The sequence below is a fragment of the Caulobacter sp. FW305-C-30-S16 genome, from assembly GCF_058783025.1.
This window is the reverse complement of sequence record NZ_JBYSYH010000001.1, coordinates 1,283,312-1,303,629: the sequence shown is the minus strand read 5'-3', so window position 1 is coordinate 1,303,629 and position 20,318 is coordinate 1,283,312. Positions and strand designations below refer to the sequence as shown.

10 protein-coding genes and 2 tRNA genes are annotated in these 20,318 nt (G+C 67.3%); 4 read left to right on the top strand and 8 right to left on the bottom strand.

Annotation, left to right across the window (positions count from 1 at the left end; all coding sequences use genetic code 11):
* Entirely contained in the window at positions 1 to 2,529 is a 2,529-nt protein-coding gene (locus AC3WJT_RS06415) for a CHASE3 domain-containing protein (protein ID WP_492342234.1), read from the bottom strand.
* Between the two features lie 110 nt (positions 2,530 to 2,639).
* A tRNA-Gln gene (locus AC3WJT_RS06410) sits at positions 2,640 to 2,713 on the bottom strand.
* 146 nt (positions 2,714 to 2,859) lie between these two features.
* Between AC3WJT_RS06410 and AC3WJT_RS06405 the strand changes: the two genes are divergently transcribed.
* Both AC3WJT_RS06405 and sppA read left to right on the top strand, forming a co-directional pair.
* Positions 2,860 to 2,936 (top strand) — tRNA-Pro (locus AC3WJT_RS06405).
* Between the two features lie 121 nt (positions 2,937 to 3,057).
* Positions 3,058 to 4,860 (top strand): signal peptide peptidase SppA, encoded by a 1,803-nt coding sequence (gene sppA, locus AC3WJT_RS06400; RefSeq protein ID WP_492342233.1) that lies wholly within the window; start codon positions 3,058 to 3,060, stop codon positions 4,858 to 4,860.
* A gap of 7 nt (positions 4,861 to 4,867) precedes the next feature.
* Here the strand turns inward: sppA and AC3WJT_RS06395 are convergent, their stop codons facing one another.
* Together AC3WJT_RS06395 and AC3WJT_RS06390 are read right to left on the bottom strand one after the other, a co-directional pair.
* Positions 4,868 to 6,463: a sulfotransferase family protein gene (locus AC3WJT_RS06395; protein WP_492342232.1), complete on the bottom strand. Its 1,596-nt coding sequence runs from the start codon at positions 6,461 to 6,463 to the stop codon at positions 4,868 to 4,870.
* Positions 6,464 to 6,549: 86 nt separating this feature from the next.
* Positions 6,550 to 9,537: a TonB-dependent receptor plug domain-containing protein gene (locus tag AC3WJT_RS06390; protein ID WP_492342231.1), complete on the bottom strand. Its 2,988-nt coding sequence runs from the start codon at positions 9,535 to 9,537 to the stop codon at positions 6,550 to 6,552.
* A gap of 360 nt (positions 9,538 to 9,897) precedes the next feature.
* On the opposite strand from AC3WJT_RS06390, the gene AC3WJT_RS06385 reads away from it, so the two are divergent.
* Positions 9,898 to 11,916: an alpha/beta hydrolase family protein gene (locus AC3WJT_RS06385; protein WP_492342230.1), complete on the top strand. Its 2,019-nt coding sequence runs from the start codon at positions 9,898 to 9,900 to the stop codon at positions 11,914 to 11,916.
* Positions 11,917 to 12,865: 949 nt separating this feature from the next.
* On the opposite strand, the gene AC3WJT_RS06380 is transcribed toward AC3WJT_RS06385, so the two are convergent.
* Both AC3WJT_RS06380 and AC3WJT_RS06375 read right to left on the bottom strand, forming a co-directional pair.
* A complete protein-coding gene (locus tag AC3WJT_RS06380; RefSeq protein ID WP_492342229.1) occupies positions 12,866 to 15,919 on the bottom strand; it encodes a TonB-dependent receptor plug domain-containing protein in 3,054 nt (1,017 codons plus the stop codon).
* Positions 15,920 to 16,227: 308 nt separating this feature from the next.
* On the bottom strand, positions 16,228 to 17,850 hold the full coding sequence (locus tag AC3WJT_RS06375) for a peptide ABC transporter substrate-binding protein (RefSeq protein WP_492342228.1): 1,623 nt from the start codon (positions 17,848 to 17,850) through the stop codon (positions 16,228 to 16,230).
* 46 nt (positions 17,851 to 17,896) lie between these two features.
* On the opposite strand from AC3WJT_RS06375, the gene AC3WJT_RS06370 reads away from it, so the two are divergent.
* Positions 17,897 to 18,445 (top strand): hypothetical protein, encoded by a 549-nt coding sequence (locus AC3WJT_RS06370; RefSeq protein WP_492342227.1) that lies wholly within the window; start codon positions 17,897 to 17,899, stop codon positions 18,443 to 18,445.
* A 26-nt stretch (positions 18,446 to 18,471) separates the two neighbouring features.
* Here the strand turns inward: AC3WJT_RS06370 and AC3WJT_RS06365 are convergent, their stop codons facing one another.
* Both AC3WJT_RS06365 and oppB read right to left on the bottom strand, forming a co-directional pair.
* The gene (locus AC3WJT_RS06365) at positions 18,472 to 19,380 is read right to left on the bottom strand and encodes an ABC transporter permease (protein ID WP_492342226.1); all 909 of its coding nucleotides are present in this window, start codon (positions 19,378 to 19,380) and stop codon (positions 18,472 to 18,474) included.
* Complete coding sequence (oppB, locus tag AC3WJT_RS06360; protein WP_492342225.1) at positions 19,377 to 20,300, bottom strand: oligopeptide ABC transporter permease OppB; 924 nt, start codon at positions 20,298 to 20,300, stop codon at positions 19,377 to 19,379. The genes AC3WJT_RS06365 and oppB overlap by 4 nt, the downstream gene beginning before the upstream one ends.
* Positions 20,301 to 20,318: the final 18 nt, after the last annotated feature.

Genomic DNA, 20,318 nt, shown 5'->3' with positions numbered 1-20,318 from the left:
TCAGCCGCGTCCAAGCGCGCGGGCAAGCGCGGCGGCGTCGTAGGGCTTTTCCAGTCCCACGGCGCCGTCGATCCCGATCACACTGTCCTTGTCGCTGTAACCGCTGGCGAGGACCACCTTCAGACCCGGTCGGAGCACCATGGCCTTCCCCGCCATGACGTCGCCCCGCAGGCCGGGCAGGCCGATGTCGGTGAACAGGATATCGACGCGGGCCCCGCTCTTGAGGATCGCCAGGGCCGATGCGCCGTCGCCGGCTTCGAGCACCACAAAGCCCAGGTCGCTGATCATGTCGGCGGCCGCGGCCCGGACCAGGACCTCGTCCTCGACAAGCAGCACCACCTCGCGGCTGTCGAGCAGGGCGGCCGCGACCTTCCGGGCCAGATCGGCCTTGCCGTAGGGCTTGGACAGCAGCGCCACGCCCTCGTCCAGCCGGCCATGGTGGACGATGGCGTTCTCGGTATAGCCGGACGTGTAGAGCACCGGCATGTCCGGCCTCAGCAGGCGGGCTTCCTTCACAAAGGCCGGGGTCTTCATCGAGCCGGGCATGACGACGTCGGTAAACAGAAGGTCCACCGGCTCGCCGCCCCTGAGGATTTCCAGCGCCGCGTCCGGACCGTCGGCCTGGATGCAGTTGTAGCCGAGGTCGGTCAGCATGGCGCAGGCCGCCTCGCGGACCGCCGCCTCGTCCTCGACCACCATCACCGTCGCGCCGTTGCCGTCGACCAGCACCTCGCGCGTGTCGGGGAGCGCCTCGGCCTTGCGGGTGCGCGGCAGATAGATCTTCACCGTCGTGCCCTGGCCGGGCTCGCTGTAGATCTGAATGTGGCCGTTCGACTGTTTGACGAAGCCGTGGACCATCGAAAGACCCAGGCCGGTGCCCTTGCCCTCGCTCTTGGTGGTGAAGAAGGGCTCGAACACCCGGGCGACTGTTTCGGCAGACATGCCCTGGCCCGTGTCGGACACCGCCAGCATGACGTACTGGCCGGGCTTGATATCGTCGTCGCGGGCAGCATAGCGGTCATCCAGCGACGCGTTCGCCAGTTCAATCGTCAGCCGTCCGCCGCCGGGCATGGCGTCCCGCGCATTGATCGCGAGGTTCAGCAGGGCGCTTTCGACCTGCGCAGGGTCGGCGATGGTGTTCCACAGGCCACCGGCGACAACCGTTTCGACCTCGATCGCCGAGCCCAGCGTCCGCCGAAGCATCTCGGCCATGGTCTGGACCAGCCGGCCGGCGTTGACCACTTCCGGCTCCAGCGGCTGGCGTCGGGCGAAGGCCAGCAGCTGGCGGGTCAGGTCGGCGGCGCGATCGGCGGCGTGGGTGGCGTTGGCGATCCGGGCCAGCGCCTTCTCGTCCTTGATGGTGCGCTCGATCATCTCGAGGTTGGCGCGGATGACCTGCAGCAGGTTGTTGAAGTCATGGGCGACGCCGCCGGTCAGCTGGCCGACCGCTTCCATCCGCTGGGATCGCCGCAGCTGCTCCTCGGCCTGCTCGCGTTCGGTAATGTCGCGCGAGGAGCCGACGATGCGGGTCGGCCGGCCCGCCTCGTCGAAGACGGGCGCCAGCATCGACTCCCAGGTGATCCGGCCGACGCCCGGCACCTCGGCCGAGTCGCGCTGGGCGCTGGTCTTGCCGGTCTCGATGACGCGGCTGTAGAGCTCGGTCAGGCGCGGGCCCATGACCGGGAAGGCTTCCATCACGTCGCGGCCGCGCCAGGGCGCCATGTCGCCGCCGAGCAGTCTGGCCAGGGCGGGGTTGAAGTCGCCGATCAGGAAGCGGCCGTCCGCCGTCACCTCGAAGGTGTAGAGATAGTCGGGGATGTTCTCGAAGACCGCCCGCACGAGGGCGTCGGCGTCGCGCCGGCCCGTCTCGGCGGCGTCACGTCCGGCAAGCGCCGCCGTCAGCGCCTGATTCGAGCGGACCATGGCCACGATCATGACGGCCAGACACAGCAGGCCGGCGCCGCCTAGGCCGAGCGTCAGCAGCAGGCTGACCTGCTCGTCCTTGCGCGCCTTGATCTGGCGGGTCGCGAGGAGGTCTCGCTCCACCGCCATGACCTCGGCCGCGAGGCCCCGGATCCGGTCCATCTGGACCTTGCCGATACCCGACGCGATACGATCCCGCGCACCCTCGATGTCGCCGGATCGCGCCAGGTCCAGGTTCTCGCGCAGGGTCTTGAGGCGAAGGTCGGCGGCCTGCCGGAGTTGCTCGACCCGGGCTGCCTGCTCCGGGTTGTCGGACACCAGCTTCGCCAGAAGCGCCTCATGGCCGGGTACGCGCGCCGACCCGGTCCGCCAGGGTTCGAGATACACGTCCTCGCCCGTCAGCAGGTAGCCGCGCTGGCCGGTCTCGGCGTCCTGCAGACTGGAAAACAGGGACTGCGCGGCGATCATCACCTCGTGGGTGTGATTCACGTCCGCCTGGCTGCGGCGCAGGGCGACCATGTGATTGAAGGAGGAGAAGGCCGTCAGCCCCGCCATGGCGAGGATGAGGAGGATCGGAACCAGAAGAGACCGCTTCGACTCCGTCACGCACGCACTCCCCGGCCAGACAAGCGCCGCAGCCCGCAACCTATCGGGCCTCGGCCAATCGGCAAAGCGCCGCGTTCCCCGGGGCGGGGGTTCGTCGATGAGGGAAGAAGTGGCTGGGGAACTAGGACTCGAACCTAGAATGACGGTACCAAAAACCGCTGTGTTACCATTACACCATTCCCCAGCAGGAACGGCGCGGCTCCGGGGAGCCATGCGTCGCGAGGCGGGTCAGATAGCGCAGGCGGGGACCGGATGCAACGTCGTGCGAAACGGTTTCTGATGGTCGCTTGCGGTCCCGGGAAGTCGCCTCTATAAGCCGCGTCCTTACGTCGGAGTGTAGCTCAGTCTGGTAGAGCACCGTCTTCGGGAGGCGGGGGTCGAAGGTTCGAATCCTTTCACTCCGACCATCTTTCCCGCGCCCCGCGAAATCCTGATTCAGAACGATTTCGCGGGGAGTGTGTCCCCGTGTTCATTTGACGCGAACGCGCTTCCCTATAGCGTGAGCGCTCAGTCCACCCGGGGTTCCCGATGAAGCAGTTTCTCCTGACCATGGCCGGCGTGTTCGCCGGTCTGGTGTTGTTCTTCGTGCTGATCCCGTTCCTGGTGATCGGATCGATCATCGGCGCAGCCAGCAATCCGAAGGACACCACCCCGGCCCAGGCCGTGCTGGAACTGGATCTGCGCGGCGGCATGACCGACCAGGAGTCCAAAAACCCGTTCGCCGCGTTCGGCGGTTCCGGCCTTTCGGTCGTCTCGGTCATCGAGACGCTGCGCCACGCCGAGACCGACGACAAGGTGAAGGGCGTCTTCGTCCGCCTGCCTGAAGGCGGGATGGCGCCGGCGGCGGCGGACGAGCTGCGTCTCGCCTTCCTGCACTTCCGCAAGGCCGGCAAGCCGATCTGGGCGCACAGCCAGGGCCTGTATCCGTCCGGCGTGGTGACCTCGACCTACATGCTCGGCGCGGCGACGGACGCCCTGTGGATGCAGCCCGACAGCTCGTTCCAGGCCGTCGGCCTGGCCGGCGAGGACATGTTCTTCAAGCGCTTCTTCGACAAGTACGGCGTGAAGGCCGACTACGAGCAGCGCATGGAGTACAAGAACGCCGTCAATCCCTACCTCTACAGCGATTACACGCCCGCGCACCGCGAGTCGGCGACGTCGTGGATGGGATCGGTCTACCGCACCGGAATCCTGACCGCCGCCATCGACCGCAAGAAGGAGCCGGTCGCCTTCGTCCGCGCCATCGAGGCCGGGCCCTATTCAGCCGAGGACGCCGCCCGCAAGGGTCTGATCGACAAGGTCGGCCAGGTGCGCGAGGCGAGCGACGCCCTGATCGCCCGGGTCGGCGGCAAGGCCAAGCTGGTCGAGTTCGATGACTACATGACCCAGACGGTCCGCAGCCAGCGGGCCGCGGGCGGGCTGGGCGGCAAATCGGTGATCGCCGTGATCGGCGCCGAGGGCCCGATCATGACCGGCCGCGGCGGCAGCGGAAATCCGTTCGCCGGCGATGAGACGGTCTGGTCCGACGACGTCTCCGAGGCCTTCTACGACGCCATCGAGGACAAGGACGTGAAGGCGATCGTGTTCCGCGTCTCCTCCCCCGGCGGGTCGGACACCGCGTCCGAGCAGATCCTGGCGGCCGTGAAGGCCGCGCGGAAGGCCGGCAAGCCGGTGGTGGTCAGCATGGGCACCTACGCCGCCTCGGGCGGCTACTGGATCTCGTCGTCGGCCAACGAAATCGTGGCCCAGCCGACGACCCTGACCGGATCGATCGGCGTCTATGGCGGCAAGTTCGCCCTCGGCGACGCCCTGTCGCGGTTCGGCATCGATGTGCGCACCACGGCCGTCGGCGGCGAATACGCCGGCGCCTTCGGCACGGCCGGCAGTTTCACGCCCGACCAGCGCGCCGCCTTCGCCCAATGGATGGACCACATCTATGACGGCTTCGTCGGCCGCGTGGCCGAAGGGCGCAAGCTGCCCGTCGACCGCGTGCGCGAAATCGCCAAGGGCCGGGTCTGGACCGGCGTGCAGGCGCGGCAGCTGAAGCTGGTCGACAGCCTCGGCGGCTACTACGAGGCCATCGACCGGGCCAAGGCGCTGGCCGGGATCAAGGGCGAAGTCCGCATCCGCCATATGGACTCGCCGTCGTCGCCGTTCGAGGCGTTCGAGAAGATGTTCGGCGTCAGCTCGACGTCCGTGCGCACGCTGGCCGCGGCCGGTTGGGTGATGGGCGACCCGCGCGCCGCGGCGATCCTCGACGAGATGGCCGCCGCCCGCCTGCGCGCCAGTCCGTCCGGCGCCGCCGTGCTCGCGCCGACGCCGGTGCGGTAGCGGGGGTCTAGCCCTCCAGCTCGGCGGCCGACATGACGCCGCCGGCGATCAGGATGTCGGTCAGCGGCTTCAGCCGGTCGCCGTAGCGTTTCCAGCGGCCGACGGAGCTGGCGTAGACCGGCTTGCGGACCTGGGCGGCGCTGGCCGTCGCCACGGGCGCGGCGTTCTCGTGGAAGGTCAGCGCCGCATCGGTCCAGGGCAGGTCGAGCCAGGCCAGCAGCGCCCGCGCCTGGCCTTCCTGGTCGGCGACGACGTCCTCGTAGGATACTTCGAGGAACCGGTCGGCCGGCAGGGTCTCCCGCCAGTGGGCGACCAGGCCGTCGAACGCCAGGTAGAAGCGCGCCGTGGCCTCCAGCGAATAGACCCAGTCGTAGTAGGCGAACCCGGTCGAGAAGATCTGGCGGAAGATCGCAAGGCAGCTGTCCACCGGGTGGCGGCGCAGACAGACCATGCGGGCGTTCGGCAAGGCCGCATGGATCAGTCCGGCGTAGAGGAAGTTGAGCGGCAGCTTGTCCGTGAAGCGACCCTGCCCGGGGTGGCGCGCCCGGATCGCTGCGACATAGTCAGCGCCCAGCCGCGACAGGTCCGCTGAGGACGCCGCCGCAAGCGTCGGGCCGTCGATCAGCTCCCGCGTCGGCGCGCCGGCCAGTCGGCGAGTGAGGATCGCCAGATCCATCGGCTCTCCCGCGGAGATGACCGAGGGGTGGCTGGTGATGATCCGTTCGACCAGGGTGGTGCCGCTGCGGGGGAGGCCGAAGACGAAGACCGGCTCGCTTGAGGGATACCCCGCCGACGCGGTCGCAGGCCGGGGCGCCGTGGCGCGCGCCGCGGCGAACAGGGCGTCCTGCCACGCAGGCAGCGTGGTGGCGGCGGCCGCACGCGCGGCCTTGGCCCGGAGCAGCCAGTCGAAGGACGCCAGCGGCTCGCCCTGGTCCTCGTAAGTCTTGGCAAGCGCGTGACCGATCCGCAGCCGCCGCTCGGCATCTCCGCCGGCGCCCGCGAACAGCCGCTCCAGAGTCGGGATGAAGTGGTCCTCGCGCGTCTGGGTGACCATCTGGACCAGCGCCGAGATGGCCCGGTCGTTGTCGGGCTCCAGCGTGACGCAGCGCCGCCAGGCCTGCTCGGCGGCGGCCAGGTCGCCGAGAAACTGCTCGGCCCAGCCGAGGTTGAGCAGGTAGCCAGGATGGGTCGGCGCGTGCCGGTGGGCCGCGCGGAAGCAGACGGCCGCTTCCGCCTGGTGGCCGACGCGGCTGAACACCACGCCGAGGGTATCGAATGTCTGTGCCTGCGTCGGGCCCAGCGCCAGCGCCTGTTTCGCGGCGATCAGGGCGGGGCCTTCGCGGTTCAGACCGATCAGGCTGCGCGCGAGATCGGCGCCCCAGGCCGCTTGACGCGGGTCGATCGCCAGCGCGCGTTGAAGCAGGTCGATGGCCTGGTCAAAGACCCGTTGGTCGGCGGCGATCCGGCCCAGCAGGGCATAGGCGGCGCCGGCCTTTGGATCGATCCGCAGCGCCTGGAGGCAGAGGCCGTGCGCCTCGCGCGCCTGGCCGCGCCCGTAGTGCTGCAAGGCCTTGTCGATCAAGGAGGCGGTCGGGGCGGACATGGCTCTGGCCTATCTGTCCTCCGCCCAAAAGAAAAGGGCGGCGGAGTTTCCTCCGCCGCCCCGTTCAGGTCTCTGATGAGATCAGATTACCACTTCTTGGACACGTTCACGAAGAGGCTGCGTCCAACCAGGTCGTAGCCGTTGAGGGCCGCATTGCCGAGGCGGAACTGGCCGGCCGACTGGGACGGAGCCCGCTCGTCGAACAGGTTCGTGATGCCGCCGACCACGGTCCAGGTGTCGAACTTACGACGGACCGAGATGTCGTGGTACGCCGTGAACTCGGTGTACTGCTTGTAGTACACGCTGGTTCCGTAGCGGGTGCTCGGGAACACGTCGCCACCGTACTCGGGGGTGTCGGAGCCCTTGCCGATCAGGTCGGTCGCCCAGTTGAACGTCCAGTCACCGCTGTCGAAACGCGCGCCGAGCTGGCCGGTGAAGTCCGGACCGTCGTAGCCGAACGTCGTACCGTTGTAGTCGTCGGCAGCGACGCTGGTTTGCAGCTGGGTGGTCGTGCCGAGCTGCCAGGTGAACTGACCGTCCAGCGTCAGTCGACCGAGGTCGAATTCGTGCTGGTAACGAACGGTCAGGTCGATACCGCGGTTCTTCTCTTCGGCGATGTTGATGTAGTCGTCATGCACTTCGGTGATGCCGAAGTTGATGCCGGCGCCGCCGCGGGTGAACTGCGTGCAGAAGTAGTTCGTCGGGAAGCTGGTGCGCGAGTAGCACTGCTCAACAACGTTGCCGGCGCCGAACTTGGTCACCGAGTCGGTCAGCGAGATGTCGAAGTAGTCGATGGCCACGTTGAGGTCGATGAAGCTGGGGGTCCAGATCACGCCCAGGGTGTAGGCCTTGGACTCTTCAGCCTTCAGACCGGCGCCGCCGCCCGAGTAGATGAGCGCCGAACCGTTGGTGCCGCCGCCGTAGCCAGACGGAAGCATCGGACCCGCAGGGTTGGTGCCGCAGTTGAACTGCAGGATCGGGTCGGTGCTGTTCTGCCACTGGATGCAGGGGTCGACCGAGGTCTGGCCCAGGAAGCCCGTTTGGTCGCCGAGGTATTGCTCGTACAGCGCCGGGGCGCGGAACGAGGTGCCGTAGGTGGCGCGGGCGCGGAAGGCCGGAACGACCTGCCAGTTGAGGCCGACCTTGTAGGTGCTGTTGGAGCCGTAGCTGGCGTAGTCGGTGTAACGGCCCGACAGCGACAGATCGAGGCTCTCAATGCCCGGCATGCCCTTGGCGACCGGGATCGCGAACTCGGCGAAGACTTCCTTGATGGTGTCGTCACCCGCCGTACGGCCGGCCGAGGTCAGGCCCCAGATGTTGTAGGTCTGCGACGTGATGCCAGGCGTGTCGTCGATCGCTTCCTTGCGCCATTGGAAGCCGATGGCGGCGCCCACCGGACCGGCCGGCAGGGTGAACAGGTCACCGGAGATGCTGCCTTCGACCAGGTCCTGGTCGTAGGTGGTGGTGCCGGTTTCGGTCGCGAACAGGAACGCACGCTCGGCGGCCGTGAAGTTGCCCGAGATGACCCGCGAGGTGTACCAGGGGATACCGCCGACCGGCAGGGTCGAGCAGTTGCCGCCCGGCAGGCCGTTGGAGAGCGTGATCAGGGTGTTGTCGCAGGCCGAAGCCGTCGCGGTCGTGGCGAGCACGCGGTCGTTGTAGACGATGTCGCCGGTGTACTCACCGTCCGAACGCGAGAACTGGTAGAACAGGTCCCAGTCCCAGTTGTTCAGGAAGGCGCCGTCGAAGGTGCCGCGCAGGCCGATCACGCCGCGGGTGTAGTCGATTTCCTGCGAGAAGCTGTACGGGATCGCGATGATCGGCCGCATGATGCCGCGGTCGGTCAGGCCCGTCGTGGCGAAGACGGCGTTGTTCGGGTTGTTGGCGACGACGCTGGGGAACAGCTGACGAACGCTGTCCTGCTGCGACTCGCGGCGGTTGTAGAGGAATTCACCGTAGAGCTCGGCGCCCGGGGTGATGTCGTAGCCGAACGTGCCGAACAGCGTCGAGCGCTTGACCGGGCTGATGACCGTGCGCTGCTGGTCATAGGGGCTGTCGTAGTTGGCGTACGGGAACGTATCGGCGATGCCGGCGCGAGCCGAACGGATCAGCTGGGCGGCGAGACCGCCGCCGAAACGGGCGGGATCCGGCAGCGACGTGGCGGTCACCGGATAGACGCCGGCCAGCGCCGGGTCACGGTACTGGAAGAAGCCGCCGTAGAACTGCGGAAAGTCGAACACGTTGTTGATGACGTTGTAGCACTTCGGGTTGCCGTCCAGACCGAGGTAATCGATCCGGGTCATGTTCGAAGCGCGGAGCAGATAGTCCGACGAACAGGACAGGTTGTCGCGGTCGCTGCGGCGCAGGGCCTTCTGTTCCGAGTAGTCGGCCGAGATCGTCACGAAGCCGCGGTCGAAGGTCTTGCCCCAGACGCCGTTGAAGCGGAGGTACTCGCCGCCCTGCTCTTCACCGGCCTTGTAGAAGGCCGAGAGTTCGCCGCCGTCCAGGTTCGACTTGGTGATGATGTTGACCACGCCGGCCACGGCGTCGGAGCCGTAGATCGACGAAGCGCCGTCCTTCAGGATTTCGACGCGCTCGATCGAGGAGTTCGGGATGACGTTCAGGTCGACCGGGCCGACCGTGCCGCGCACGCCGGCGGGACCGACGCGACGGCCGTTCAGCAGAACCAGGGTGCGCGTGGCGCCGAGGCCGCGCAGCGAGATCGTGTTCACGCCGGGGCCGCCGTCGACGACGAAGCCGGTCAGCATGTTGTTGACCTGGAACGAGCCGCTGGCCAGCGTCGACTGCTGGAGGATCTCGGTCGTGTCGACCAGACCTTCGAGCGTCGAGGACTCGGCGGTGATCACCTGGATCGGGGCCGGGCTGGTGAATTCAGAGCGCTTGATGCGCGAGCCGGTGACGACCAGGGCTTCGACTTCGGTGTCGTCTTCGTCGTCAGCCGTGGTGGCGGGAGGCGTCGTCTGAGCGAACGACACAGTGGGCGTGGCGACGGCGAGCGCGGCGGCGAAGCCAGCGATCACGGTCGTGCCCAGGAGAAGCTTGCGGTCCAGCATTTGGTTTTAAATCCCCAGTAACCCGATGATTCAGCGGCCGAGAGACGGCCGGCCACGGGATACAATCCCGCGCGGTACGGCGAAACTAGCAGCTTCGGCGCCCCCGACAAGAATGTTGACGCAATTTCGCCCCATAGCCATCCCGGCGTAACAATCCCGCCACAGTTTCCCCCTGAGCGGGCATGGCCTGCCGAAAATGCTTACAAAAAGGGAAAGGCAAGATCAGCTTGGCGAAACCGCTGAAGCGGCTAGATTAGCCGCCGATTGGCCGTCTGTCGGCCGCGCTTCGCCACCATACCTTACGTCATCGGGGAATGTTTCCCGTGACGGGCGAGCGAAAACCAGCTTCGAGGGGTCACCGTGACGCCGAAACTCCGTTCCTTCTGTCTCGCCGCCGCGATTTCGCTGCTCGGGCTTGCCGCGGCCGCGCCCGGCCAGGCCCAGGCGCCCGCAGCCGCGCCGCCCAGCGCGGCCGACTTCGACCGCGAATCGGCCATCAGCAATGTCAGCCTGTCGCCCGACGGCAAGCACCTGGCGGCGCTGGTTTCGCCCGATGGCGTCAACGTCTACGTCTCCATCTGGAGCACCGACGCGATGGACAAGCCGCCGGTCAATCTCGGCTGCGGCGATCGCTCCAAATGCATGGGCGTTGGCTTCCTGAAGAACGACCGGATCCGGATCTCGGTTCGCCAGACGATCACGTCGGGCTCGAACAAGACCCACCTGTTCCGCTTCTTCACCACCGACCTTGAAGGCAAGGTCTGGCGCAACGCGCTGGGCACCACCGACCAGACCACCGGCCCGAACGCCGGCGTGGTCTCGACCCTGCCGCGCGACCCGCGCAACATCCTCATCCAGAGCTATGAAGACGCCAACTTCTACCTGCTGGACCTCTATTCGGGCAGCCGCAAGAAGGTCGGCACCGGCTCGGAGAAGTTCGGCGGCGAACAGGTCGACCTGAAGGGTGAAATCCGCGCCCGCCAGTCCGTCGATTTCGAGAACGGCAAGGTCTACGTCGCCCAGTGGATCCGCAATCCGGCCAACGACCAGTGGGAAGAGCACTTCCGCTGGTTCGCCGCCGACCGCGAACCCAAGGAGATCGTGGGCTTCAGCGAAGACCCCAACATCATCTACGTGCGAACCAACGCCGGCCGCGACAAGACGGCGGTGTTTGAATACGACATCGCCGCCAAGAAGTTCCTCGAGCCGATCTTCGAGATCAAGCTGTTCGACGCCAGCGACGTGATCCAGTCCTCCGCGGCGGCCAACTACGGCGCGATCCTCGGCTTCGCCTACGAAGGCGAGACCGGCAAGGTCTACTGGGTCGACGAGAAGATGAAGGCGATCGCCAAGGGCCTGCGTCAGGCGCTCGGCATCACCACCGTTCCCGTCGCCTGGACCGACATCGCCACCGGCGAAAAGGCCCGCTTCTCCACCGGCGACGGCGCTGACGCGACCATCACCGACTGGTCCGACGACATGAAGTACGTGATCGTCGTCAAGTCCGGCCCGCGCCAGCCGCCGGAGTACTATCTGCTGACCGACGGCGCGAAGCTGACCAAGCTCGGCGCGCAGCGTCCCTGGCTGAACACCGCCGCGCTCGGCGACACCCGCCTGATCCAGTATCCGGCGCGTGACGGCTTGCTGATCCCGGGCTTCCTGACCACCCCGCGCCCGGAACTGTACGGCGCGGGCCCCTACCCGACGATCATCGTGCCGCACGGCGGCCCGTGGGCCCGGGACGGCATGGGCTGGGACGGTTCCGGCTGGGTGCAGTACTTCGCCTCGCGCGGCTACGCCGTGCTGCAGCCGCAGTACCGCGGCTCCGACGGCTGGGGTCAGAAGCTCTGGCGCGCCGGCGACGCCGAATGGGGCGGCAAGATGCAGGACGACAAGGACGACGGCGTGAAATGGCTGATCGCCCAGGGCATCGCCGCTCCGGACCGGGTCGCCATGCACGGCTACTCCTACGGCGGCTATGCGGCCATGGCGGCCTCGGTGCGGCCCAACGGCCTGTACCAGTGCGCCATCGCCGGCGCGGGCGTCGCCTCGATCGACCGCTTCCGCGAACTGGTCAACCAGAGCCGGATTGGTCGGGAACTGCAGCGTCCGTCGATCCAGGGCCTGTCGCCCGTCGATCACGGCCCCGAGGTCTCGATCCCGATCTTCCTGTACCACGGCGACCGTGACGTCACGGTGCCGATCGGGGAGTCGGAGCGGTTCGTCGCGGCCCTGCGGGCCGCCGGCAAGCCGTACAAGTACCTGGCCATCCCGGACATGGGCCACCAGTACAACCGCTGGGAAGCCGGCCAGACCGCCATGGTGCTGAACGCGGTGGAAGCCTACCTCCGCACCGAATGCGGCCCAGGCGGGCTCTGACCCCACCCCGCGTCACAGCGGACAAAACGACGGAAAGGGCGGGGAGCAATCCCCGCCCTTTTTCGTTGGCCGGGGCGGGGGCTTCGGGGACATGTACCGCAGGTACGTGTCCCCCAATCGAGCGGCTGGTTTAGGGGACACGTACCTTCGGTACATGTCCCCGCGCGTTCGGAGCACGGCTTCGCGCCCTCACGGTGGGTGAAGGTCGGGAGGGCGCGGCGCGCTCGGGCCTCAGCGGGTGCTGAGGGGGTGTAGAGGGTCTGAGAAGGCCAAGGCCGTCGCGCGCCGCGAAGTCCGTTATCCGGGAGCAGCCGGCAGGCAGCCCTCTTAGGGCTTTACCGGCAGTCGCCTCCGGCGGGCGGGCGGCGGCGAAGCCGTCCCCGGACCGTGAGCGTAACCCCCGCTCACCTGCCGCGCCTCCGGCCAGGGGCCGTCCCGGTCTGGTCTCCCGCCTGGCCCCTGGCCGGCGAAGGAGGGACCTGAACGACTGGCGCCGTCGATGCTTCCCGCTCGAACTCCACCCCGCCGCCGCATCGGATCGCCTGGCCGAGGCGCCCTCCCCTGCAGCGGGATGAGGTGAGTATGGGGGCGGGTTGGCGGGGCGACGGGGAGATTGTTCGGCGCGGCGGGGTAGCCCGAGCGGAGGTGAGGGATTTCAGGGGGTTGGGGGCGGGGATCGGCAGATAGGGCGCGGCGTCCTCTCCCACTTGGGAGAGGGGGACCATGCGAAGCATGGTGGTGAGGGACGCTCGGTGGCGGACAGGCGCGCGCTGTCGATCCGGACGTCCCGGCCAACACCGCGCCTCCCACTCCACCAGCCTTCGGCTGGTCCCCCTCTCCCTCACGGGAGAGGAAAGAACGAGGGGCGGGAGGGGAAGGCCAGAAGGCAAAGAAAAAGGGCGGCGGACCGAAGTCCGCCGCCCCAATTCTTTCGAAGGCTTTGTGGGCCTTAGAAGTCGAGCGTCACACCCATGAAGATGTAGCGACCGAAGGAGTCGTACGTCTGCGGGTAGGTGTTGCCGTTACCGGTCGTGCCGACCGAGCGCGAGAGTTGCGGATCGTTGTCGAACAGGTTGTTGACACCGCCGCGGACGCTCACGCCGTCCAGGACTTCCCAGTTGGCCGAGAGGTCGAAGTAGTTCTCGGCTTCGAAGTTGTAGTCGATGCGAGCGCTGACGGGGGCTTGCAGGTGCACCTCGCCAATGTAGCGCCAGGTCAGCGAGACCGACGCATCCCAGGGGGTTTCCCAGGTCGCGCGGGCGCGGTGACGCCACTCGGGCTTCGGCGTGCCGCAGTCGTTGCCGTACTTGCCGGCGCACTCGTCGATCGCCTGGCCAGCGCCCGGATCGGTGTCGTTCTTTTCGAGGATCGAGCCCACGAAGTTGAGGGACACCGAGCCCAGGTCTTCCATGCCGAGGGCGTCGAGGTTGAAGCGGTAGTTGGACACGATATCGATGCCCGACACTTCAAGACCACCGATGTTGACGTTGAAGTCTTCAACGTAACCACCGCCGACCCAGATCTGGCCACCGGCGCTGCGCTTGATCTTGGCGCAGGAAACCGCGTCGTTGTCGCCGTAGCAGGAGTCCAGCGTGTTGGCGGCGCCAACCGAGCTGATCAGGTCCGTCACTTCGATGCTGTAGTAGTCGACCGACAGGCTGAAGCCCGGCAGGAAGCTCGGGGTGAACACCACGCCGTAGGTGTAGGTGTCGGCCGATTCCGGATCCAGGTTCGGGTTACCACCATTGAGGTTCTGGTACTGGCCGGCGGGGCTGGTCAGACCAGCCGTACGCCATTGACCCGCGCTGACGCCGGTCGCCTGGCACTGGGCCAGGGTCGCCTGGATCACGCCAGCCGTCACCGGACCGCAGGGATCGCCGTCGATGTCGAACAGGCCAAGGCCCTGGGCCGTGAACAGTTCGATGACGTTCGGCGCGCGGACGGCGCGTTGGAAGCTGGCGCGGAAGCGGACGTCGCTGGTCGGAGCCCAGTCACCGGCGAGCTTGTAGGTGTCGGTGTTGATGCCGCTGCCGTAGTCGGAGAAGCGATAGGCGGCTTCGACCGACAGCAGTTCAGCCATCGGCTTGCCTTCGGCCAGCGGGATCACGACTTCGGCGAAGAGGTCGTAGTTCTCGGTGGTGCCGGCGAGACCGATGGTCGGGCCGCCCTGACCGGCGAGGTCGCCGGTCGAGAAGGCGTTGTCGGTGTCCGAAACCAGGGCTTCGCGACGGTATTCGACACCGCCTGCGACCGCGACCGGACGGTCGGCGTACGGGCTTTGCAGGCCCATGCCGCCCAGGTCGCCGTTGACCGCGAAGGTCACGACTTGCTGCGTGGTGGCGGCGGTCTGAATACCCGGGACTTGCAGGTAGTCCAGGGCGGCCTGGGTCACGTTGCCGAGCGTGAAGATGTCGTAGGGCACGCAGTTCGGATCGGTTCCGTTGACCACCGAACGGCAGGTCGGGGTGCCGGCGACGTCAACGACGTCCAGCGCACGGCCGAGGCGCGTGACCGAGAAGTCGTTGCGATAGACGCGCGACAGCTGCACGCGGCTGTACTGGGCCGAGAAGTCGTAGTTCCAGCCGTCGACCAGGGTGCCGCGCGTGCCGATGACGCCGCGGAACGACTGGTAGCGCAGGTCGTCCTGACGACCGCCGCCTTCAACGTTACGACGGGCGATGTAGAACGGCGATGAGCACTGGTTGCCCGGCGTCAGAGGGTCGGGATCGGCGCAGACCTGCGCACCGATCGTCGCCGGATCCAGTTCGTTGACCAGCGGGGTGGTGGGATCGTCCAGAACGTCGGCGACGAGGTCGACGTTACAGATCGCGTTGACCTGCTGGGCCGACAAGAGCGGGTTGTCGCAGCTGATGCTGTTGGTGCTGAAGAAGTTACCGGACGGAGCGATCTGGGCGACCGTCGAGTAGTCCGTGAACATCAGCTGGGTGAACACGTCGAAGTGTTCGTTGATTTCGTAGTGGCCCATCGCGCCGAGCGAATAACGCTCGTCCGGCCGCTGGAAGTAGTTGATCGGGCCGAAGTTGTACTGGTCGGTACCCGCGTTGAAGGGACGGAAGGTGTTCCCCGTGGCGCTGTCGACCGTGTAGTTCCAGGCAGCCGTACCGCCCCCGAAGTTCGTGAACGAGCCCGGGTAGGACGTGCCCGAACCGCCGCAGCGGAAGCTCTGGACGCCGCCGAGGACCTGTTCGGTCGTGCCCAGCGAGCAGGCCGAGAAGTCGCGGTCGGCTTGCGAGATCGCGTCGTCGGTGCGGTAGGTGACGTAGGCGGTCAGGTTGCCACGGTCGTCCGGCGCGTTCACGCCGATCAGCATCGTGACTTCCTTGCCGTAGCCGTCGGTCACGTTGGCGTCGGGCAGGGCGAACTGCGAGGGGTTGGTCGCGGCGCGAGCGGCCACGACGTTGCGGATGTTGCCCACGCCGTCGAAGTCGTTGTGGTGCTGGTAGAAGGAGTACTGGGCGTCGATCTGAACGCCTTCGAAGTCCTTCTTCATGATGAAGTTCACGACGCCGGCGATGGCGTCCGAACCGTAAACGGCCGAGGCGCCGCCGGTGAGCACTTCAACGCGCTCAACCATGCCGCCCGGGATCTGGTTCAGGTCGGCGGCGGGATCGTTCGGCGAACCGTAGGGAAGACGACGACCGTCGATCAGCACCAGGGTGCGGACCGAACCGATGCCGCGCAGGTCGACTGTCGCGGTGCCCGAGGCGCCGTTGGAGACCGAGGAGTTCTGCGCCGCGAAGGCTTGCGGCAGCGAGTTGATGAGGTCTTCGACCTTCGTCACGCCGGCGACGGAGATGTCTTCCGACGTCACCTGGGTCACCGGGCTGGTGCCGACCAGGTTCGGTTGCGGAATGCGCGAACCGGTGATGGTCACGGCCTCAACCGTGGTTTCCTGCGCGAAGGCAGGAGCAGCAACGGCGAGAGCCGCACCGCAGATGATGGTGGACGCCAGCAGGCGACCGCGCGTGGTTTGGAGCCTCAACTTATTCCCTCCGGTTCAGCGACACTCCGGGTGGTCCGGTAGCGCGCCCCCTCTAAAATCTGGACGAATAGGCATCCGGGCGCATTACACGCCCGGTTACGACGATCCTTGCTCTCCGCTTTCTGGACGGTCAACGATCATTACAGGACCGTCACGAGACAGCCGCCACAATGTCGCACTTTGGCAACAGCACGACGCCGCCGCGGCTGAAATGAGGCCCGGATTCGCGGCCACGAGACCTTCGCCAGCCAATTCCGACCCGCAATTCGCCCCTGTGGCGAATCGGCAACCTGTCAGCGGGCGAGCCGTTAGCGCGCCGTCGGCTTCATGCACAGCCAGCGGGTGCGATGGTGGTCGAGCAGATTGTCGACCCAGCCGGTGATCTCGGGCCGTACGAGATTCTTGTTCACCAGGAAGTAGACCGGGGCGATCGGGGCGTCCTCGAGCATGATGTGCTCCGCCTCGGCCATGAGCGCCGCCCGGCGCACGACGTCGGGCTCGTTGTCCGCCAGCGCCATCAGACGGTCGAACTCGGGGTTGTTGTAATCGCCGTAGTTCTGCGGGCCGTAGAACGACCGCTGGAGGTCCAGGAAGCTGGTCGGGTCGTTGTAGTCCGCGATCCACGACGCATCGGCCACCTGGAAGGCGCGGGCCCGGTAGTCGGCGTAGGCGATCTGGGCCTCCTGCTGGGCCAGGGTGACCTGGACCCCGATGTCCTTCCAGTCCGCCTGGATCACCGGCATGAACAGCATCGGATCGGGCGTGTTGCGCTGCTTGATCTCCAGCTTCAGCGGTCGCTTCGGGCCATAGCCGGCCGCGGCCAGCAGGCGCCGGGCCTCGGCCTTGCGCCGCTCCAGCGGCCAGGCCGCCCAGTAGGCCGGGCGAGCGCCGCTGTAGTTGGCCACCCCCGGCGGCACCAGGGTCCTGGCCGGCAACTGACCGCCGCGCAGCAGGCGGCCGGTGATGAAGTCGCTGTCGATCGACATGGCCAGAGCCTGCCGCACCCGTTTGTCGCGGAAGGGCGGGTAGCCGCTCCGGGGATTGTTGTTGAACGCCAGATACACCACGCCGAGCCAGGTGTTGGTCCGGGCGTAGCCGGGCATCGTTTCGCGGACGAACGCGATCCGGTTGGACTGGATGTCGGCGTTCACATCCAGTTCGCCACGCGCCACCCGTCGCTCGGCCGAGATCGAGTCGGTCGTGGGGTAGTAGTAGACCTCGTCGACGCAGACGCTGGCCGCATCCCAGAACAGCGGGTTCTTCACCGAGCGGACGTAGTTGCCGAGCCGGACCTCCTTGAGGATGTAGGGACCATTGCCGACGAAGTGTTCGGGCTTGATCCAGTCCTGGCCCCAGCGCTCCACGACATGTTTGGGCACCGGATACATCGTGTGGTGCTTGGCCAGCTCGATCAGGTAGGGCGCGGGGTGGTTCAGCTCGACCCGCAGGGTGCGGGCGTCCAGCGCCGTGACGCCGAGGCTCTCGAGTGGAGCCTTGCCCTCGTTGACCGCCCGCGCGCCCTTCACGAGGAAGAAGACCGAAGCGTATTCGGACCCCGTCTTCGGATCGAGCAGTCGGCGGAAGGAGTAGACGAAGTCGTCGGCCGTCACCGGCACGCCGTCGGACCACTTCGCCTCGCGCAGATGGAAGGTCCAGACCAGGCCGTCCGGGGTGATATCCCACCGCTCGGCCATGCCCGGGATCGGCTTGCCCTCGGGATCGGACTGGCTGAGGCCGATGAGCAGGTCGCTCTGGATGCGGTCTTCCCAGGTGCCGGTCGACAGCTGCGGGTCCAGGGTCTGGGGTTCGGACAGGTTGCCGTACTGCAGACAGACCTTGCCCGGCGGACAGGCGGGGCGCGACGGAGCCGACTGGCCGCACGACGACAGACCCAGCGCGACGACGCCCGCAAGGAAGAGATTGCGGATCATGCGGCCCGGCCCTTCAATGGCGGCTGAAATCTTTCGGGAGTCACCCATGTCATCGTTCGTCCTGCGCCGGGTTACCGGCATCGCCCTGGCCGCCGGCGCGGCGACCCTCGCCCTGGCCGGCGCTGCGACGGCCGCCGACGCCCCCAAGGGCCGCGCCGCGCAACTGCAGGCTGTCGTCGACTGCCGCCAGCAGGCGGACCCGGCCCAACGGCTGGCCTGCTACGATGCAGCGACCGCTTCGCTCGACGCGGCCGAGAAGTCCGGCGACGTCGTCGTGGTCGACCGGCAACAGGTGCGCGAGGCGCGCCGCGCCGCGTTCGGCTTCAACTTCGTCATGCCGTCCTTCATGACGCGCGATGCGGCGCCCGAGGAGCTGGACCGGATCACCGCCACCGTCGATTCCGCGCGGATGGACGCCACCGGCAAGTGGGTGATCAAGCTGGCCGACGGCGCCGTCTGGCGGCAGATCGACGCCAAGTCGATCTTCAAGGACCCGCAGCACGGCTCGACCGTCGAGATCCGCACCGCGGCCATGGGCAGCTACTTCATGAAGATCGACGGCCAGCGTCAGATCCGGGTTCGCCGCGACAACTGACGCGCGGCTATGGACGGGGCGGGCCACTATCGGTCCTTCGGGTCGAGCGCGTCGCGCAGGCCGTCGCCGATGAAGTTGAAGGCCATCAGGGTCACGACCATCGTCAGCGACGGGAAAATGAGCAGCCAGGGCGCCATCTCCATGTCCTGGGCGCCGGTGGCGATCAGGGTTCCCAGCGAGGCCATCGGCGGCTGCACGCCCAGGCCGAGGAACGACAGGAAGCTCTCGGCGATGATCACCGCGGGGATCGTCAGGGTCACATAGATCACCACCGGCCCCAGCAGGTTGGGCACGATGTGGCGCAGGATGATCTGGCCCGAGGAGAGGCCCGCGGCGCGCGCGGCCTCGATGAACTCCTTGCTCTTCAGCGACAGCGTCTGGCCGCGCACGATCCGCGACATGGTCAGCCACTCGACCGCGCCGATGGCGAGGAAGATCAGGAAGATGTTCCGGCCGAACGTCACCATCAGCAGGATGACGAAGAAGATGAAGGGCAGCGAATAGAGGGTGTCGACGATCCGCATCATGATCTCGTCGATCCGGCCGCCCAGATAGCCGGCCACCGCGCCCCACAGGACGCCGATGACCAGCGACACGCTGGTCGCCACCACGCCGATCGCCAGCGAGACGCCCAGCCCCGCCAGCAGCCGGGCGGCCAGGTCGCGGCCGAGCGAGTCGGTTCCGAGCAGGTGTCCGCTTTGCAGCGGACCCATCCAGACGTCGGTCTTGGTGACCGTGTCGTAGTCGTAGGGGATCAGCCAGGGGCCGACGACCGCCAGGACCACCATCACCGCCAGCACGAGCATGCCGGTGACGGCGGCCTTGTTGCGCAGTAGGCGGCGCGTGGCGTCGTCCCAGAGGGAGCGGCCCCTGACCGCGTTCTGCAGGAGCGCCGCGCGCTCCGGCGATCCGGGGATCATGTCGACGACGCTCATGACAGCCGCACCCGCGGATCGAGCGCCGCATAAAGGATGTCGGCGATCAGGTTCAGAACCAGGATCAGCACGGCATAGACGATCACCATGCCCATCACGACCGTGTAGTCGCGCTGCAGCGCGCTGTTGACGAAGAACTTCCCCAGGCCCGGCAGGTTGAAGATCTTCTCGACCACCAGCGAGCCGGTCAGCAGGCCGGCGGCGGCCGGGCCGAGATAGCTGACCAGCGGCATGATCGCCGCGCGCAGGGCGTGTTTGCGGACGATCAGGGTTTCGGGAAGGCCCTTGGCGCGGGCCGTGCGGATGTAGTTGGAGCCCAGCACCTCGATCATCCCGGCCCGCGTGAGGCGGGAGATGACGGCGATCTGCGGCAGGGCGAGAACCGTGATCGGCAGGATCAGGTTGGCCAACGCCCCGTCATTCCACCCCGCGGTGGGCAGCCAGCCGAGCTTCGAGGCGAACACCAGCACCAGCAGCGGTGCGGTGACGAAGGTCGGAATACAGACCCCGAGGATGGCGACGCCCATGGTCAGATAGTCGGCGACACGGTTCTGGCGCAGGGCGGCGATGACCCCCAGCGACATCCCGACCATCGCCGCCAGCAGGATCGACAGCCCGCCCAGGGTGAGGCTGACCTTGTAGTTGGCCTGGAGGATCTCGAGCACCGTCTTGTCGCGGTATTTCAGCGACGGCCCGAAGTCGCCGACGACGACGCCCTTCAGGTAGGTCACGTACTGCTCGGCCAGCGGGCGATCCATGCCGAACTGGGCCATGACCGCCTTCTCGACCTCGGGCGACAGCTGGCGCTCATTGACGAAGGGACTGCCCGGCGCCGCGCGCATCATGAAGAAGGCGACGGTGATCACCAGCAGCAGCGTGGGAATCGCCACGAGGAGACGGCGGAACAGGAAACGCAGCATCGTCGGCTCACTGGCGCG

Excerpts from the sequence above, each read along its gene's own strand:
- sppA (WP_492342233.1), top strand. The coding sequence starts at position 3,058 with ATGAAGCAGTTTCTCCTGACCATGGCCGGCGTGTTCGCCGGTCTGGTG.
- AC3WJT_RS06395 (WP_492342232.1), bottom strand. The coding sequence starts at position 6,463 with ATGTCCGCCCCGACCGCCTCCTTGATCGACAAGGCCTTGCAGCACTAC.
- AC3WJT_RS06390 (WP_492342231.1), bottom strand. The coding sequence starts at position 9,537 with ATGCTGGACCGCAAGCTTCTCCTGGGCACGACCGTGATCGCTGGCTTC.
- AC3WJT_RS06375 (WP_492342228.1), bottom strand. The coding sequence starts at position 17,850 with ATGATCCGCAATCTCTTCCTTGCGGGCGTCGTCGCGCTGGGTCTGTCG.
- AC3WJT_RS06370 (WP_492342227.1), top strand. The coding sequence starts at position 17,897 with ATGTCATCGTTCGTCCTGCGCCGGGTTACCGGCATCGCCCTGGCCGCC.
- AC3WJT_RS06365 (WP_492342226.1), bottom strand. The coding sequence starts at position 19,380 with ATGAGCGTCGTCGACATGATCCCCGGATCGCCGGAGCGCGCGGCGCTC.
- oppB (WP_492342225.1), bottom strand. The coding sequence starts at position 20,300 with ATGCTGCGTTTCCTGTTCCGCCGTCTCCTCGTGGCGATTCCCACGCTG.